17 protein-coding genes are annotated in these 15101 nt (G+C 67.7%); 5 read left to right on the top strand and 12 right to left on the bottom strand.

The genetic code is table 11. From position 1 onward, the window contains the following. Nucleotides 1-157: 157 nt before the first annotated feature. The 4 genes from PCK14_RS07625 to PCK14_RS07610 are packed head-to-tail and all read right to left on the bottom strand — an operon-like array spanning nt 158 to nt 2673. Nucleotides 158-1018 (bottom strand): spermidine synthase, encoded by an 861-nt coding sequence (locus PCK14_RS07625; RefSeq protein WP_269937855.1) that lies wholly within the window; start codon nt 1016-1018, stop codon nt 158-160. A gap of 46 nt (nt 1019-1064) precedes the next feature. Further along, nucleotides 1065-1586, bottom strand: a complete 522-nt coding sequence (locus PCK14_RS07620; protein ID WP_269937854.1) for a GNAT family N-acetyltransferase — start codon at nt 1584-1586, stop codon at nt 1065-1067. A gap of 29 nt (nt 1587-1615) precedes the next feature. Beyond that, entirely contained in the window at nt 1616-2284 is a 669-nt protein-coding gene (locus PCK14_RS07615; RefSeq protein WP_269937853.1) for an O-methyltransferase, read from the bottom strand. A gap of 56 nt (nt 2285-2340) precedes the next feature. Further along, nucleotides 2341-2673 carry a thiamine-binding protein gene (locus tag PCK14_RS07610; protein ID WP_269937852.1) on the bottom strand — a complete coding sequence of 111 codons (333 nt, stop codon included), beginning with the start codon at nt 2671-2673 and terminating at the stop codon, nt 2341-2343. Nucleotides 2674-2774: 101 nt separating this feature from the next. Here PCK14_RS07610 and PCK14_RS07605 point away from each other — a divergent pair, with 101 nt between their 5' ends. Continuing rightward, complete coding sequence (locus PCK14_RS07605) at nt 2775-3350, top strand: DUF5684 domain-containing protein (protein WP_269937851.1); 576 nt, start codon at nt 2775-2777, stop codon at nt 3348-3350. Here the strand turns inward: PCK14_RS07605 and PCK14_RS07600 are convergent. From PCK14_RS07600 to PCK14_RS07585, 4 genes are read right to left on the bottom strand one after another with little or no spacing between them, the layout of a single operon-like run. Continuing rightward, nucleotides 3327-3638, bottom strand: a complete 312-nt coding sequence (locus PCK14_RS07600) for an AzlD domain-containing protein (RefSeq protein ID WP_269937850.1) — start codon at nt 3636-3638, stop codon at nt 3327-3329. The genes PCK14_RS07605 and PCK14_RS07600 overlap by 24 nt on opposite strands. After that, nucleotides 3635-4450, bottom strand: coding sequence for an AzlC family ABC transporter permease (locus PCK14_RS07595; protein ID WP_269937849.1), 816 nt, complete (start codon nt 4448-4450; stop codon nt 3635-3637). Before PCK14_RS07595 ends, PCK14_RS07600 begins: the two co-directional genes overlap by 4 nt. Nucleotides 4451-4484: 34 nt before the next feature. Then, nucleotides 4485-6329: a glycoside hydrolase family 15 protein gene (locus tag PCK14_RS07590; RefSeq protein WP_269937848.1), complete on the bottom strand. Its 1845-nt coding sequence runs from the start codon at nt 6327-6329 to the stop codon at nt 4485-4487. Nucleotides 6330-6341: 12 nt separating this feature from the next. After that, a complete protein-coding gene (locus PCK14_RS07585) occupies nt 6342-7214 on the bottom strand; it encodes a glycerophosphodiester phosphodiesterase (protein ID WP_269937847.1) in 873 nt (290 codons plus the stop codon). A 22-nt stretch (nt 7215-7236) separates the two neighbouring features. Between PCK14_RS07585 and PCK14_RS07580 the strand changes: the two genes are divergently transcribed. Beyond that, nucleotides 7237-8526, top strand: a complete 1290-nt coding sequence (locus tag PCK14_RS07580) for a DUF445 domain-containing protein (protein WP_269937846.1) — start codon at nt 7237-7239, stop codon at nt 8524-8526. 64 nt (nt 8527-8590) lie between these two features. Here PCK14_RS07580 and PCK14_RS07575 read toward each other — a convergent pair whose 3' ends face one another. The 4 genes from PCK14_RS07575 to PCK14_RS07560 all read right to left on the bottom strand — a co-directional run bounded on the left by PCK14_RS07575 (nt 8591) and on the right by PCK14_RS07560 (nt 11027). Beyond that, on the bottom strand, nt 8591-9511 hold the full coding sequence (locus PCK14_RS07575) for a hypothetical protein (RefSeq protein ID WP_269937845.1): 921 nt from the start codon (nt 9509-9511) through the stop codon (nt 8591-8593). Between the two features lie 105 nt (nt 9512-9616). After that, nucleotides 9617-10066: a DUF2871 domain-containing protein gene (locus PCK14_RS07570; RefSeq protein ID WP_269937844.1), complete on the bottom strand. Its 450-nt coding sequence runs from the start codon at nt 10064-10066 to the stop codon at nt 9617-9619. Between the two features lie 69 nt (nt 10067-10135). Further along, nucleotides 10136-10378 carry a hypothetical protein gene (locus tag PCK14_RS07565; RefSeq protein WP_269937843.1) on the bottom strand — a complete coding sequence of 81 codons (243 nt, stop codon included), beginning with the start codon at nt 10376-10378 and terminating at the stop codon, nt 10136-10138. Between the two features lie 7 nt (nt 10379-10385). Next, a complete protein-coding gene (locus tag PCK14_RS07560; protein ID WP_269937842.1) occupies nt 10386-11027 on the bottom strand; it encodes an alpha/beta hydrolase in 642 nt (213 codons plus the stop codon). A gap of 283 nt (nt 11028-11310) precedes the next feature. Between PCK14_RS07560 and PCK14_RS07555 the strand changes: the two genes are divergently transcribed. The 3 genes from PCK14_RS07555 to PCK14_RS07545 are packed head-to-tail and all read left to right on the top strand — an operon-like array spanning nt 11311 to nt 15099. Beyond that, on the top strand, nt 11311-12099 hold the full coding sequence (locus PCK14_RS07555; protein WP_269937841.1) for a DeoR/GlpR family DNA-binding transcription regulator: 789 nt from the start codon (nt 11311-11313) through the stop codon (nt 12097-12099). Next, a complete protein-coding gene (locus PCK14_RS07550; protein WP_269937840.1) occupies nt 12096-13058 on the top strand; it encodes a 1-phosphofructokinase family hexose kinase in 963 nt (320 codons plus the stop codon). The genes PCK14_RS07555 and PCK14_RS07550 overlap by 4 nt, the downstream gene beginning before the upstream one ends. Nucleotide 13059: 1 nt before the next feature. Then, a complete protein-coding gene (locus PCK14_RS07545) occupies nt 13060-15099 on the top strand; it encodes a PTS fructose transporter subunit IIABC (RefSeq protein WP_269937839.1) in 2040 nt (679 codons plus the stop codon). The last annotated feature ends 2 nt before the right edge of the window (nt 15100-15101 follow it).

Genomic DNA, 15101 nt, shown 5'->3' with positions numbered 1-15101 from the left:
GGGTTGACAGGGCCCATAGAAGGGTCAGTCTGACACTGCAGTCGAAACCAAGACTCGCCAGCACGACCGCCACACCCGGACAGCACCTAAGAAAGCGGCCCCCACCAAAAAAGATGGGAGCCGCTCACCACTGCCTCTTGACAAAACTTCCTACATATCAGTCCGGCTGGGCGTCCGTCAGGATGAGGGCGCTGCGGCCGAACTGGCGGACCTTGGCGTCGTCCCACAACTGGGCCGGCATGGCGCCGCCCAGCAGGGTCCGCGGCAGGCTGGCGCCGTCACCCAATGGCACGTCGCTGCCAGCGATGATGATGTTGCCCGAGCGGCGCCCCTTCAACATGGGCGGATCGGCAATGATGACGGTGTGCTCAAAAGCCGCCGCGATGGTCGACGCTTCCCGGCGGGCCGTGGACAGCGACGGCGCGTCCCCGCAATTGACCACATAGACGCCGCCGGGCGCCAGCACCTTGCGGGCCGCGGCAGTGAATTCGGCTGTCGTGAGGGCATGCGGGGTCTTGGAACCGGCAAACACGTCCCGGATGATCAGGTCCCGGCTGGCTTCCGTGAGTGATTCCGTGACCTCGCGGGCCTCCCCCACCCTGATCTTGAGCAGCGGTGCCCGGGGGAGGTCGAACCAGTCGCGGACGTAGCTGGCCAGCGCGCCGTCGATCTCCACCACAACGTTGCGGGAGTTCGGGTAGGCGGCCACCAGGTAGCGGGGCATGGAGCAGGCGGCGCCGCCCAGGCTCAGGGTGCGCAGCTTCTCCCCGGCGGCCCAGCGGTCCTGGACCAGGGCCATGATCCAGCGCATGTACTCAAAATCCAGGCGCAGGGGGTCGGCCAGGTCCACGTGTGAGCTTTGCACGCCGTTGAGCATGAGCAGCCAGCCATTGGGGTTGTCGCCGTCGGGGATCAGTTCCGCCGTGCCAGTGTCGGTCCGGAACGTCCCGGCCACGGGCCCCTTGGCGGGTGCTTCCGGTTCGGATGCCGCGTTCTTGGGCGGTCGCTGCCGTCCCATCAGGAGTTCCCGCAGCGGCGGCGAAGGGGCGGGAGCGGCGAAATAGTCACCTGGCAAGCGTAGTCGAGGGCTGCTGCACGGACTCACGGACCATGCGCACCTCGGGCAGGCTGTGCCACTCCGGCGGCATCACCTTGGCCGCGCCGTCCAGGGCAAAACCGTTCCTGGCGTAGAAAGCCTGGGCCCGGGGGTTGTCCTCGAGCACCCACAGATAGGCGGCCTCCCTGCCGATCACGGCGTCCAGCAGCAGTTGGCCGGCGCCGCTGCCGTGCACGCGTTCCAATGTGTAAATCCAGCGCAGCTCAAGGCCCACGGGGGCGTCGGCGTCCCGGGCGGCGCCGGAACCTGCGACGCCCACAAGGCCGAGGCCATCATATGCAAGCATGGGAATATCTCCGGCCGCCAGCGCGACGCGGAAATTATCCACCCGGCCAGGCAGGGTTGCCCTGCGCATGGCGAAAAACTCAGGCGGCAGGTGCCGCCCGTAGGCTTCCTCATGGCATTGCAGGTGCATGCGCATGACTGCCTCGGCGTCCTCGGGAATTGCTGGGCGCAGCTTGATGTCCATCCGGCCAGCGTAGCCGAGCCCGCGGGCGGCTACTTCACCACGGCGATGGCGAAGCCGTCCCAGCCCTTGGAGCCGGCCGTCTGGATGGCGGTGGCCTCAAGCTCGGGGCTGGCGCCCATGAATTCCAGGGCAGCCCGGATGGCAGCGGCATCCACGTCGGAGCCGGGGTCCAGGATGGTGCCCTCCCAGACCACGTTGTCCATGACGACCACGCTGCCCGGGCGCGTCAGCTTCAGCGCCCACTTGAGGTATTCGGTGTTGTTGCCCTTGTCCGCGTCGATGAAAACGAGGTCGTACGGGTCCCCGCCAAGAAGCGTGGGCAGGGTGTCCAGGGCGGCACCAACGCGGATGTCCACCATGGGGCCGTAGCCCGCGGCATCAATGTTCCTCCGGGCCACGGCCGCATGTTCGGGCAGAAACTCGCACGTGATGAGGTGGCCGTCGCTTGGCATTCCGCGGGCCAGCCAGATGGTGCTGAAGCCGGCCAGCGTGCCAATCTCCAGGACCCGCCGGGCGCCGCCGATCCGGGCCAACAGCATGAGCAGCTTCCCGGCCGTTGGCGCCACCTCGATCCGTGGCATTCCGGCGGCGTCAATGCTGCCCACCACCGCGTCCATGCCGGGCCCGCCCTGCACGAGCGTTTCCGACAGAAAATCCTCCACCTCAACCCAGCCGGGCCGGCTCCGATGATCAACCATGCCCCCAGCGTAGGCCCGCGGGTGTGGTGCGCAACAGGGCTTAGGCACGACGCCGGCTACTCACCCTGTGCGTTCAGCGCGCCTTCCAGCCGCTCAACTTTGCCGCTGATCTCACCCGTGTGCCCGGGGCGGATGTCTGCCTTGAGCACCAGGGAGACGCGGGATCCGTAGCGGCCCACGGCCTCGGTGGCTCGCTTGACCACGTCCATTACCTCATCCCACTCACCCTCGATCTCGGTGAACATGGAGCCGGTGTGGTTGGGCAGCCCCGATTCGCGCACGATCTTCACGGCTGCCGCAACGGCGGTGTGGACGGAGGCGGAGTCGCCGGTTCCCGCGGGTGCGTCCGTGGGGGTGCCGCTGGGGGCCACTGAAAATGCCACAATCATGAATGTCTCCTCGGGTTGCTGCCGGTTGCCCCGGCGCCTTCATCCATTATGGGCAGTTCACCCCATGGGGGAGATTTCCCGTCCGGGATATGGTTTCTTCCATGCCCCTTTCCTTCCCGGCGCTCGTGCGCCCTCTTGCCCCCGGCGACTACGACTCCTACAGCGAATCCACCATGGACCCCGCCGCCGCCCTTGGCCTCATGTTTTTGATCATGGGCATCTACGCGCTCATCATTGCCGTTGTCTGGCTGGCCAGCGGGTTCTCCTGGGCCGGGGTCTTCAGCAAGGCCGGGCACCCGAAGTGGGCGGCCTTTGTGCCGTTCTACAACTCCTGGATCATTGTGAAGATCTCGGGCCGCCCGGCGTCCAGCTTCTGGCTGCAGTTCATTCCCTACGCAGGCGTCTACTGGGCAATCGTCTCCCTGAACGACCTGGCCAAGTCCTTTGGCAAGGATGCCGCCTACACCGTGGGACTGGTGTTTGTCCCCGTGGTGTTTGCCTCGATCCTGTCCTACGGTGACGCCCGGTACCTGGGCCCGGCCTACATGTCCCCCGAACAGAAGATGTACATGCAGCAGTACGGCCAGGGCTTCCAGCAGCAGTATGCGCAGCCGCAGTACTCCCCGCAGTACGCCCAGCAGCCGGGCGACAGCTCAGGGCCAGCCCAACAGCCGTAGCCCGGCCGCCGCAGCCGCTCCGGCCATCACCACCACCAGGAACGGCGCCTTGAACCACAAGGCAATGCCCGCCGCGAGCAGGGCGCCGATCCGCGCATCCAGCACCACTGACGTGCCGCTCGCGGCGGCATTGACCACTGTCAGGGACGCCAGGAGCCCAATGGTCAGGGTCCCCGCCACGCGGCTCATCCGCGGGTTGGCCAACACCTTGGCCGGGACCAGGTAGCCCAAGAGCTTGGTCAGGTAAGACAACACAACGGCCACCAGCAGCCACCACCACAGGCTCATTTCGTCTCCCCCTTGCCCGCGGCGTGGCGGGACTTGTCCACGTCGCCGGCCGGCGCGTGCTGCGGGTGCCGCGTGCCGGCGTCGTGCTTGTACGGCTCAATGTCAGGCTCCATGCCGTCGCCAACGTGGCCCGGGGCGTGCTCCGGCGTGGCTCCGTTGCGGAACCACCCGATCAGCCCGGCCACGAGCGCGGCGACCAGGATGGGCACGCCGGGCGGGACGAACGGCACAGCCAGCAGTGTCACCACGGCACAGACCACGGCGATGGTGGCGGGCTGGAATGCCTTGATCCGCGGCCACAGCAGGCCCAGGAACGCGGCGACGGCGGCCCCGTCAAGTCCCCACTGCTTGGGGTCGCCCAGGGCGTCGCCAATGACGGCGCCCACGGCCGTCATAATATTCCACAACAGGAATATGCCGACCCCGGCAACCCAGAAGCCGCGCGCCTGCTCGCCAGGGTCGCTCTGGCCGGTGGCTGTGGCGGTGGATTCGTCGATCGTGACGTGCGCGGCGGCAAAGCGGCGCCAGCCCTTGGGCCGCAGCAGCGCGTTGAGCTGCATGCCGTAGACGCCGTTGCGGATGCCCAGCAGCGCCGAGGCGCTCATGGCGGCGACGCCCGTGCCGCCGGCGGCGATGACACCAATGAAGGCAAATTGCGATCCGCCGCTGAAGAGCAGCAGGCTCAGCACCATGGTCTGCCAGAACGTCATCCCCGACGCAACTGACAACGCGCCAAACGACACCCCGTACAGGCCGGTGGCGATGGCGATTGAGGCGCCAATCCTGGCTGCCGGCGAGTCCCTTAGTTTCATGGCTCCATGCTTTCATGCGCACGGCGCAACTGCGTCACCGCGGGACGACGATGGGCATGGTGTGGGTGTCGATGGGCTCGCTGGACAGGCTCAGGTGCTCGGTGCCGTGCAGGGCGTCGGCGGCACGGACCAGCGCCAGGTGCGAGAAGGCCTGCGGGAAGTTCCCGGCCATCCGGCCCTGTTCCATGTCGAACTCCTCACTGAGCAGCCCCAGCTCGTTGGCCAGGCCCACCAGCTTGTCCATGAGTGCCACGGCATCCTTGCGCCGGCCCGTGTGTGCGTACTGTTCAACCAGCCAGAACGAGCAGGCCAGGAACGGGTGCTCGCCGGGTTCCAGCCCGTCCAGGCCACTCTCCGTGCGGTAGCGAAGGATCAGGCCGTGGCTGTCCAGAAGTTCCCGCTCCATGGCGTCCACAGTTCCCAGCATCTCCGGGGAGGTGTACGGCACAAAGCCCACCTGCGGGATGACCAGCAGGGACGCGTCCGTGGCAGTCCCGCCGTAGGTCTGGGTGAAGGAGTTCAGCTCCTTGTTGAAGCCGTACTCCATGATTTCGGCGCGCAGTGCGTCGCGGAGTTCCTCCCAGCGTTCCGCGGGCCCGGACAGGCCGTGGTCGCGCACGGCCCGCACGCCGCAGTCGAACGCTGCCCACATCATGACGCGTGAATGGGTGAAGTGGAGCAATTCGCCGCGCATCTCCCAGATGCCGTGGTCCTTGGCGGCCAGGTGCTTTTCCACAAAGCCCAGCATGGCCTGCTGCAATGGCCAGGAGAAATGGTCCTCGTGCCCGCCGCCCAGGCGCAGCTTCTCCAATGCCACGAGCACCTCGCCCACAACGTCGGCCTGGTACTGGCCCACGGCGCCGTTTCCGATCCGCACCGGCAGGGCACCCTCGTAGCCGGGCAGGTGCCCCAGCTCCCCCTCGCTGAGGTCCCGTTCACCGGAGAGCCCATACATGATTTGCAGGTCCTCGGGATCCCCGGCCACGGCACGCAGTAGCCAGTCCCGCCACTTCAGCGCCTCGTCCGCGTAGCCGTGGGTCAGCATGGCCTCCAGGGTCAGGGCCGCATCCCGCAGCCAGCAGAACCTGTAGTCCCAGTTCCGGGCGCCGCCGAAATCCTCGGGCAGCGAGGTGGTGGGGGCCGCAACAATGCCGCCGGTGTCCCCGTGGGTCAGCGCGCGCAGCACCAGCAGGGAGCGCTCCACAATGGAGGCGTACTTGCCGTCCTGGTTGTAGCGCTCGGCCCAGCGGTCCCAGTACGCGGCGGTTTGCGTCAGCGCGCGGTCAATGTCGATGGGCGGCGGAACCGGGCGGTGCGACGGGTACCAAATGAGCTCCTGCTGCACCCGCTCCCCTGCGGCCACAGTGAATTTTCCGGTGTGCCGGTGGTCGCTGGACTCGGGCAGCTCATCACCTCGCAGCACCATGGCGTCCGGCCCGGCCACGGCCACAATGGCCTCTGAGCCGTCCTCCTCATCCACGCGCCGCACCCACGGCAGCACCTTGCCGTAGCCGGGGCGGACGGTGATCTCCTGGGTGAACTCGACGCTTCCACTCAGGCCGTCGATGCGGCGCACAATGGAGGCGCGCCGGTCCCCCACGGGCATGAAGTCTGTGATGCGGGCAGTTCCGCCAGGCGTCCTCCACAAGGTTTCCAGGACAAAGGTGCGGCCCATGTAGGCGCGGCGTTCAACGGCCGCCTCCGGGTGGGCGGGTGCCATGAGCCAGCGGCCGTGGTCTTCGGTGCCCAGCAGGGCCGTGAACACCGCCGGCGAGTCAAAACGGGGGAAGCAGAGCCAGTCGATGCTCCCGTCCCGGCCGATCAGGGCGCCGGCGTGCAGATCGGAAAGGAGTGCATAATCTTCAATTCTCGATGCCATGCTTCCATGCAATCACACGCCGTCAAGGGGTGCCCCCAGCAATTCCCGGATCTCCCGCGGCCTGTTTGTGGTCACCTCGGCAACACCCGCGGCCACGCACAGCGCCAGGTCTTCTGCCGTATCCACTGTCCACACCCGCAGGGTGCGGCCGGCCCGCACCCACCGTTCCCCGTTGCCCGGGTTCGCCCGCAGGTACTCGACGCCGGGTCCGGCAAGGCGCGCCACGCCGTCGTCAATCAGCTTCTCACCGGCGGCCATGGCGCGGCGCAGCAGGAATGCTGCGGCATGCCCGACGGCGGCACCCACGTCGAGCTCTTCGCGCACCTCCGCGACGTCCACCTCCTCCAGGAGCTGGCAGAGCACGGCCGCCGGGACATGCTCGGCCAAATACTGGACGGCCCCGGGGTGGAAGCTCATGAACGAGACGCTGGTGTTGCCGGCCACGGACGTCTCCGGGTCCCAGCCGCGCAGGCGCAGCGTGTCCAGGGCGGCGTCGACCAGCCCCGGGTCAAAGTCTGCCCCGTACTTGAACTCGATGGCCAGGCCCAGGGGGCGGCCTGCGCCGGCCAGCACGTCCAAAAGCTCGGGCAGCGTGAGCAGCTGTTCGGGGATTGTGCCGTATCCGGGCGGAATGGGCGCGCCGTGCCAGGAGGCGAAGTCCAGCCCCCGCAGCTGCGCCAGGGTCAGCTCCGCGACGGCGCCGGTGCCGTCAGAGGTGCGGTCCACGTCGTCGTCGTGGAGCAGGACCAGGTGGCCGTCCGCCGTGAGGTGGAGGTCGCACTCGACCCCGTCGGCGCCGTCGTCAATGGCCTGCAAATAGGCGGCGCGGGTGTGCTCGGCGAAGGCGGCGCTGGAGCCTCGGTGGGCGTAGATCTGAACGTTCATGGCACCACGCTACGCTTGCATCATGGCTCAAACACAACAGCTTGGCCCCGCAACGGCAAAACCGGCTTCGGCATCCGATGTGCAAAAGGCTGCGGCCCTGCGGCGGATGAAGAACATTGCGCTGGGCCTGCTGGTGTTCATGGCCGTGGTGTTCTGCGTGGCCTTTGCCCTGCAGGAGCACTACCCGTGGCTGGCCTACGTCCGCGCCGCGGCCGAGGGCGGCATGGTGGGCGCCCTGGCCGACTGGTTTGCCGTGACGGCGCTGTTCAAGCACCCCATGGGCATCAAGATCCCGCACACTGCCATCATCCCCAACCGCAAGGACGAGATCGGCTCCTCGCTGGCCGAATTCGTGGAGACCAATTTCCTGTCGGAGGACGTGGTGTCGGCCAAGCTGGCCAGCACGCAGATCGCGCAGAAGCTCGGTGGCTGGCTGTCCAAACCGGAGAGTGCCGAGCGCGTGGCAAGCGAGGGCGCAGCCGCTATCCGCGGGGCCATGGCCGTGCTCAAGGACGACGACGTCCAGGACGTCATCGAGGCCATGGTGCGCAAGCATGTGCTCGAGCCGCCGTGGGGCCCGCCCGTGGGTCGGCTCGCCGAGCGGATCTTCGCCGACGGCCACCACCATGCCCTGGTGGACCTGCTCGTTGACCGTTCCACCACGTGGATCCGCGCCAACCACAACACCATTTCAGGGCTGGTCTCCGACCGCTCCCCCAGCTGGGTGCCGCAGTTCGTGGACGGCCTGGTGGGCGACAAGATCTACACCGAAATCTACAAATTTGCCGTGGCGGTGCGCGACAACCCGGACCACGAGGTCCGCCGGAAACTCGATGAATACTTGAAGGACCTGGCCCAGGAACTCCAGCACGACCCCGCCATGATTGCCAAGGCCGAATCCATCAAGGCGCAGGTGCTGGGCGATCCCGAGGTCCGCGAACTGGCCGGGCGCACCTGGGAGACGCTGAAATCGGCCCTCAACGACGCCGTGGAGGACCCCAACTCGGAGCTGCGCGTGAAGTTTGTTGGTGCCGTGCAGGAATTCGGCCAGCGCCTGGTCTCCGACGCCGAGCTGGGGGCCAAGGCCAACAAGTGGATCTCGGATGCCGCCGCGTACCTCGTTGGCACGTACAAGCACGAGATCACCTCGCTCATCACCGACACCGTGGAGCGTTGGGACGCCGAGGAGACCAGCCAGAAGATCGAACTCCAGGTGGGCAAGGACCTGCAGTTCATCCGCATCAACGGCACAGTGGTTGGATCCCTGGCGGGACTGGCCATCTTCACCGTCGCGACGCTCGTTTTCGGCTAGGCCGGCTCGCCGAGACTGCAGCACATGACGCTCTGCCTCAGCCAAAACGTCATGAGCTGCAGTCTCAGTTGGGCTGGCGCGGGACGGGCGGTATCTGGGGCACGGGATTCGGTGTCCGGCCCCTGAGCGCCTTCGGCACCTTGGGCGGCTTCGGGGCCTTGGGCACCCGCCGCGTGGCTTCAAGCTCGGCCAACAGCAGCGGCGGAATTTCCATCGGCGCGGGGCCGAAGGCGCGCTGGGCCGAGGCAATCACGGCACGGCCCATCATGTAGTTGCCCACGCCGCCCACGGCCGCGCCGATACCGAACGGCAGGGCCCTGCCAACGATTGAGGCGCTGCCCTTGGCGGCCATCTTCTTCAGGAACATTTTCTGCATGGGTGCCACGATGCCCTTGATGGCAGTCAGCGGAACGCTCTTGCTTACGCTTTTGCCCCATGCCTGCATGGGGGTGCGCCCCGTGCCGAGGGCGTGCCCGGTCAGTCCCTGCAGCATGGCCAGGCCCTCGTCCCCCAAAATGATCGCCATGACCATGACCTGGGCACTTTCGGGGTCCTGCAGCCGCACCCCGTGCAGCTCGGCAATGGACTGGGCGTAGAGGGCCGTGGCCTCCAGGAACACGACGGTGGCGGCGGCCGAAATGCCCAGCGCGGCGATGGTTCCCACGCCGGGGATGATGGCGGTGGCACCGATGGCGGCGCCGCCGGTGCCCATGCCGGAGAGGAAGTCGCGCTCCAGCCGCTGGCTCAGTTCAAAGGCGGTGGCATTCGGGTGGCGCTTGCGCAGCCGGCGCAGGTTGGCCAACACCAGGGGGCGCTGCACCTCCACGGCCCGCAGCAGCATGTTGTGGACGGCGGGCGCGGGCCGGCCCTTCTCGTCGAACGCTGCGCCGGCCGCGATTTGCACGGCCGGGTTCACCGGTTCCGCCGATTTGGCGAAGCCGGGAGCCGCGGGCATTCCCACGTGGTTGAGGTCCTTGCGTGCCATGATTTCCCCTGCCTGTCTTGCCTCAAGGGTAGCCGCCCCGCCTGGCCTGGCGCCCGGGGTTCACTCAGGGGAAAACCGCCCGCGCCTGCCCGGCCCCGGCGGTGGTTAGCCTGCGAGCGCGGCGGAAGTTCCGGCGTCGTTCTTCGCGGAGGCGCCAAACAGGCGGGTGCGCAGGGCCAGGAACAGCAACACCATGCCGGCACTGAGGAAGATGTGGCCCAGTCCGGCAATCCCGGGAATGGCTGCGGAAACGTCCTTGGCACCGTCCACCTGCAGCATCCCGTGCACCACCATGATGGCGGCGGTCAGCACCAGGCCGGCGTTGTACGTCCAGAAGAACCAGTTGAACAGTTTTGATTCGGAAAGGGCGAACAGCTTTTCCAGGATCAGGACAATCAGCAGCACAATGAAGCCGAGCGTCAGCAGGTGCGTGTGGACGATGGAGAGCTGCGTGTACCCCTGGAAGTCGGCCGCCTTGGTGTATTCGCGGTAGAAAAGTCCCGAGAGCACGCCGATGACCATGTAGGCGAATGCCGAATAAAAGAGCTTCTTCATGGAATTCCTTTTCGTCCAGGCCCGGTTGGGCGTTTACTTCCACAGTATGGACATGCCCGGCACAGTCCATCAACCATTCGGTTGACCCGGCGCCTTGTTGCGTGGGTGGTTTCTGGCTGTGCGCTCGTTGCCGCGGCGGTAGTTGCCGGTCACCCGGGCCATCAGCTGCTGGGGGTCGCCGGTTTCCGCATCGGCCAAGAATTTGTTGGCTGCGGCACCGCGCAGGGTGGCGGCCAGGCGCCCATGGTGGGTGACGGCGACGTCCCCGTTTGGGGAGGCAGTGAACTCGAAGCCGTCCGGTGCCCTGGCCACTGCGTGCCTACCCTCGCGGCCTGAAGGATCCGGGCACGTGGCCCGTGAGGAACGATGAGATGTCGGAAAGCTCGTCGGCGCGGGTGTTGTGGCCCAGCCCGTCGTACCGGGCGTGGGACAGCTCGGTGTTGGCCTCCAGCCATTCCTCCGTGAAGGCCGTGGCGTCCGGGTTGATGACGAGGTCCGCGGGGTCGCGCGCCCACAGGAACGGGATGCGGCGCGGCAGCGGTTCCATGGCGGCCAACAATTCGTTCTTCAGGGCGAAACCGGAGAGCCCCACACCCACGGTGAACATCTCCGGGCGCAGCCGCATGAGCGTGGTTGCCATGGCCATGCCCTGCGAGTAGCCCAGCAGTGAGACGCTGCTGAATTTGTGGGCTTCCATGGCGGTGTCCAGCCAGGCCAGCAGGGCGGAGGCGGCGCCCACGACCTCGGCGAAGTCGTTGGCCAGGAAATAGTCCAGCAGGAACCAGCCGCGGTCCCCGCCAATGTCACGCGGTGCCCTCGGTGCGGCGCACGTGAACCCCGCTGGCATGGCGCCGAACATGGCGGCCATGCGGGCCTCGTCCGAGCCATAGCCATGCAGCATGAGCAGCAACGGCGTCCCTGCACGTTCGGCCTCCGGCCGCGACCACGCAACGGTTTCCATGGGGCCAGACTACCCGGCGGCCCAATCCGCACAACCGCACCTTCTGCGCTTGTTCGCTGGCACCTGCCCACGGTTATGCGCAAAAGGTGCGGTCAAGCGGGGAAGGAGCGGTTGTGGCGGCACCGGACAGACCCCACCGCAGCCACGAATCTTTGTTTATGTGGGAATCGCATTGACAAACAAAGATAATCGCAGATAAAGTCAACTGAAACAACACCCTGTGACTCTCATCACGGGGGCCGGCGCCACCAGGACGCAGGCAGCACCACCGGAAGGAATCCACATGTTTGCGGAGGAACGGCACCGCAGGACCGCCGAACTCGTCAGCGTCCAGGGCAGGGTCGGCGTCAACGAGCTGGCCGAACTGTTTGCGATCACCCAGGAAACCGTCCGCCGCGACCTGGCCACCCTCGAGGAGGCCGGCCTGCTGCGCCGCGTCCATGGCGGCGCCGTGGGCGTGGACCGCCTCACCCGTTCGGAGCTGAGCCTGAGCGAACGCCAGGCCCAGCACCTGGATGAGAAGCAGCGCATCGCCGCGGCCGCCCTGGCCCTCATCCCCGCGGCGCCCACCGCCTCGATCCTGCTGGATTCGGGCAGCACCACGGCCGCGCTGGCCGAGCGCCTTGCCGGCTGGTCCCCCGCCAATCCGGGCGATGAGCTGCTGGTCATCACCAACTCCCTGCCCACCGCGGCGTCACTGAGCACCAACTCGCACCTGCTCCTGGACATCGTGGGCGGCCGAGTCCGCGGCCTGACCAGCGCCGTGGTGGGCGCCCGCGCCACGGAACAGCTCGGCGCGCTCCGCCCCGACATCGCCTTCATTGGCGCCAACGGCATCCACGCCGACTTCGGCCTGAGCACCCCCGACCCCGTCGAGGCCGCCACCAAGACCGCCATGGTCCGGGCGGCCCGGCAGGTTGTGGTTTTGGCCGACGCGTCCAAATTTGGCATCGAAACCCTTGTCCGCTTCGCAACCCTGGAGGAGATCGACACCGTGGTCACCACTGCCGCACCCGACCCCGAACTGGCCGCCGCCCTGGCCGCCGCAGGCGTAGAGGTCGTGGTGGCATGATCCTCACCTTGACCCCCAACCCGAGCCTGGACCGCACCATCGAGCTGGCCGGCCCGCTGGAACGCGGCGAGGTGCAGCGCGCCACCGCCGCCTCCCAGCATCCCGGCGGCAAGGGCGTGAACATTGTCCGGGCCCTCTCCGCTTCCGGTGTTGGCGCCCTTGCCTTGCTCCCCGGGGACGCCGGCGACGCCGTGGTCCGCGCCCTGGTGCTCGAGGACATCCCGCACCTGGCCATGCCCATCGGCGCAGCTCTGCGCAGCAACGTGGCCATCACGGAGCCCGACGGCACCACCACCAAGGTCAACGAACCCGGCCCGGTGATCACGCCTGCCCAGCTTGCGCAACTGCTGGCGCTCACGGTGGAAAAGTCCGACGGCGCCTCCTGGCTCGTGCTGGCCGGCTCGCTTCCGCCGGGTGTTCCCGTTGACTTCTACGCCACCGCCATCGAGGCAGTCCGCGCGGCGCATGGCCCGCTGGCTCCACGGATTGCCGTGGATTCCTCCGGCGCCCCTCTGCGCGAATGCCTGCGCGCCAATCCCGACTTGCTCAAGCCCAACGGCGAAGAGCTCGCGGAACTGACAGGCATTTCCAACGGCGACGCCCTGGAATCGGACCCGGCCGCGGCAGCCTCGGCAGCCATGGCCCTGGTGCAAGGCGGTGTTGGCGCAGTGCTGGCCACGCTTGGCTCCAAGGGTGCGGTGCTGGTCGCCGCGGACGGCAGCTGGCACGGGCGCGGCCCGGCCATCAAGGCAAAGAGCACCGTGGGCGCGGGCGATTCCGCCCTGTCCGGATATCTGCTGGCAACGCTGCGCGGGGATTCCCGCACGGCCTGCCTGCAGCAGGCGGTGGCCCATGGTGCGGCCGCCGCCTCCCTCCCCGGAACCATGGTTCCCTCCCTCGCAGAAACCACCCCGGCCACCGTCACCGTGACGGTCCTGGCCCCAGCCGAAGAGAACTGACATGACAACCCTTATCAACGACGATCTGGTCATCCTCGACGCCGACCTCGGCACCGACACCACCTCTGTCATCCGCCACCTTGCCGAACTTGTTGCCAAGAACGGCCGCGCCTCTGAAGTTGAGGGCCTCTTTGCCGATGCCCTGGCCCGCGAGCAAAAGACCTCAACAGGCGTTCCCGGCGGCATCGCCATCCCGCACTGCCGCTCCGGGGCGGTGCTGGAAGCCACGCTGGCCATGGCCCGCCTGAAGCCTGCCGTTGACTTCGGCGCCAAGGACGGCCCGGCCGACATCGTGTTCTTCATCGCAGCCCCCGCAGGCGCCGACAATGAACACCTCAAGCTGCTCTCCAAGCTGGCCCGTTCCCTCATCAAGAAGGACTTCACGGCGGCCCTGCGCGCAGCGGCAACCCCGGCCGACATCGTGGCCCTGGTGGCGGACGCGCTGGCAGACAAGCCCAAGCCGGCCGCCGCCCAGGAGGCCGCTGTACCGGAGGTCGCTGCACCCTCCGCGTCCCGCCGCAAGCGCATCGTTGCCGTGACGGCGTGCCCCACGGGGATCGCACACACGTACATGGCCGCCGATTCGCTCGTCGCCGCCGCCCAGGAGGCCGGCGTTGAGCTGCAGGTCGAAACCCAGGGCTCCGGCGCCGTGACGCCTCTGGACCCGGCCGTGATTGCCGCCGCCGACGCCGTGATTTTCGCCGTCGACGTAGACGTCCGCGGCAAGGAGCGCTTTGCCGGCAAGCCGCTGGTGAGCTCTCCGGTCAAGCGCGGCATCGACGAGCCCGCGAAAATGATCCAGGAGGCCGTGGCCGCGGCCGACAACCCGAATGCGCACCGCGTTCCGCACTTCGGCGCGGAGGAAGCCGCCGAGCAGAAGGCCGCGGCCTCGGGCGAAAGCCTGGGCGCCAAGATCAAGAAGGTCCTGCTGACAGGTGTCAGCTACATGATCCCGTTTGTGGCCGGTGGTGGCCTGCTGATTGCGCTCGGCTTCCTGCTGGGCGGCTTCGAGATCGCCGGCGCGGCTGACAAGATCCTTGCCAGCAGCAGCCTGGGCAACCTGCCCACCGAGTATCCGCTGCATGCCTTGGGCCCGCTCGGGGCGTACCTGGGTGCTGTCGCGTTCAAGATCGGCGGCCTCTCCATGGCGTTCCTGGTCCCCGCACTGGCAGGCTACATTGCCTTCGGGATCGCCGACCGCCCCGGCATTGCACCCGGCTTCACCGCAGGCGCCATCGCCGTCTTCATGGGCGCCGGATTCCTCGGCGGCCTGGTGGGCGGCATCCTGGCCGGCCTGGCCGCGTACTGGATCGGCAGCTGGAAGGTCCCGCGCTGGCTGCGTGGCCTGATGCCCGTGGTCATCATCCCGCTGCTGGGCTCCATCATCGCCTCCGGCGCCATGCTCCTGTTCCTCGGCGCACCCATCGCCGCCCTCACTGTTGGACTGAACAACTGGTTGACGGGAATGTCCGGGGCCTCCGCCGTCGTGCTGGGCATCATCCTTGGCCTCATGATGTGCTTCGACCTGGGCGGCCCCGTCAACAAGGTGGCGTACGCCTTCGCCGTGGCCGGCCTGGGCGCCGGCAGCATCGCCAACCAGGCGCCGTGGGAAATCATGGCCACCGTCATGGCGGCGGGCATGGTTCCCCCGCTCGCCATGGCCCTGGCCACCGTGCTCGACAAGAAGCGCTTCTCCCTCGCCGAGCGCGAGAACGGCAAGGCCGCCTGGCTGCTGGGCGCATCGTTCATCTCCGAAGGCGCCATCCCGTTCGCCGCGGCCGACCCCCTGCGCGTCATCCCGGCCTCCATGCTGGGCGGTGCCATCACGGGCGCCATGACCATGGCCTTCCACGTGACCTCACAGGCACCCCACGGCGGATTCTTCGTCTTCTTCGCGATCGGCAACCTGGGCATGTTCGCCCTGTCCATCCTGGTGGGCACCGTGGTGGCCGCGTTCTCGGTGGTTGCGCTGAAACGCTGGGCTGTCCGCAAGCCCGTTGATACCCTTGCAGCACCGCAGCCTGCTGGCGTGGCCGCATAGGC

The organism is Arthrobacter sp. HY1533 (genome assembly GCF_027568515.1).
GTDB lineage: Bacteria > Actinomycetota > Actinomycetes > Actinomycetales > Micrococcaceae > Specibacter.
The sequence above is the reverse complement of the archived record's forward strand: the minus strand, read 5'-3'. Positions and strand labels throughout refer to the sequence as shown.

Bases quoted from the DNA above. Each gene is read 5' to 3' on its own strand.
- PCK14_RS07625 (WP_269937855.1), bottom strand. From the start codon at position 1,018: ATGGGACGGCAGCGACCGCCCAAGAACGCGGCATCCGAACCGGAAGCA.
- PCK14_RS07620 (WP_269937854.1), bottom strand. From the start codon at position 1,586: ATGGACATCAAGCTGCGCCCAGCAATTCCCGAGGACGCCGAGGCAGTC.
- PCK14_RS07615 (WP_269937853.1), bottom strand. From the start codon at position 2,284: ATGGTTGATCATCGGAGCCGGCCCGGCTGGGTTGAGGTGGAGGATTTT.
- PCK14_RS07610 (WP_269937852.1), bottom strand. From the start codon at position 2,673: ATGATTGTGGCATTTTCAGTGGCCCCCAGCGGCACCCCCACGGACGCA.
- PCK14_RS07605 (WP_269937851.1), top strand. From the start codon at position 2,775: ATGCCCCTTTCCTTCCCGGCGCTCGTGCGCCCTCTTGCCCCCGGCGAC.
- PCK14_RS07600 (WP_269937850.1), bottom strand. From the start codon at position 3,638: ATGAGCCTGTGGTGGTGGCTGCTGGTGGCCGTTGTGTTGTCTTACCTG.
- PCK14_RS07595 (WP_269937849.1), bottom strand. From the start codon at position 4,450: ATGAAACTAAGGGACTCGCCGGCAGCCAGGATTGGCGCCTCAATCGCC.
- PCK14_RS07590 (WP_269937848.1), bottom strand. From the start codon at position 6,329: ATGGCATCGAGAATTGAAGATTATGCACTCCTTTCCGATCTGCACGCC.
- PCK14_RS07585 (WP_269937847.1), bottom strand. From the start codon at position 7,214: ATGAACGTTCAGATCTACGCCCACCGAGGCTCCAGCGCCGCCTTCGCC.
- PCK14_RS07580 (WP_269937846.1), top strand. From the start codon at position 7,237: ATGGCTCAAACACAACAGCTTGGCCCCGCAACGGCAAAACCGGCTTCG.
- PCK14_RS07575 (WP_269937845.1), bottom strand. From the start codon at position 9,511: ATGGCACGCAAGGACCTCAACCACGTGGGAATGCCCGCGGCTCCCGGC.
- PCK14_RS07570 (WP_269937844.1), bottom strand. From the start codon at position 10,066: ATGAAGAAGCTCTTTTATTCGGCATTCGCCTACATGGTCATCGGCGTG.
- PCK14_RS07560 (WP_269937842.1), bottom strand. From the start codon at position 11,027: ATGGAAACCGTTGCGTGGTCGCGGCCGGAGGCCGAACGTGCAGGGACG.
- PCK14_RS07555 (WP_269937841.1), top strand. From the start codon at position 11,311: ATGTTTGCGGAGGAACGGCACCGCAGGACCGCCGAACTCGTCAGCGTC.
- PCK14_RS07550 (WP_269937840.1), top strand. From the start codon at position 12,096: ATGATCCTCACCTTGACCCCCAACCCGAGCCTGGACCGCACCATCGAG.
- PCK14_RS07545 (WP_269937839.1), top strand. From the start codon at position 13,060: ATGACAACCCTTATCAACGACGATCTGGTCATCCTCGACGCCGACCTC.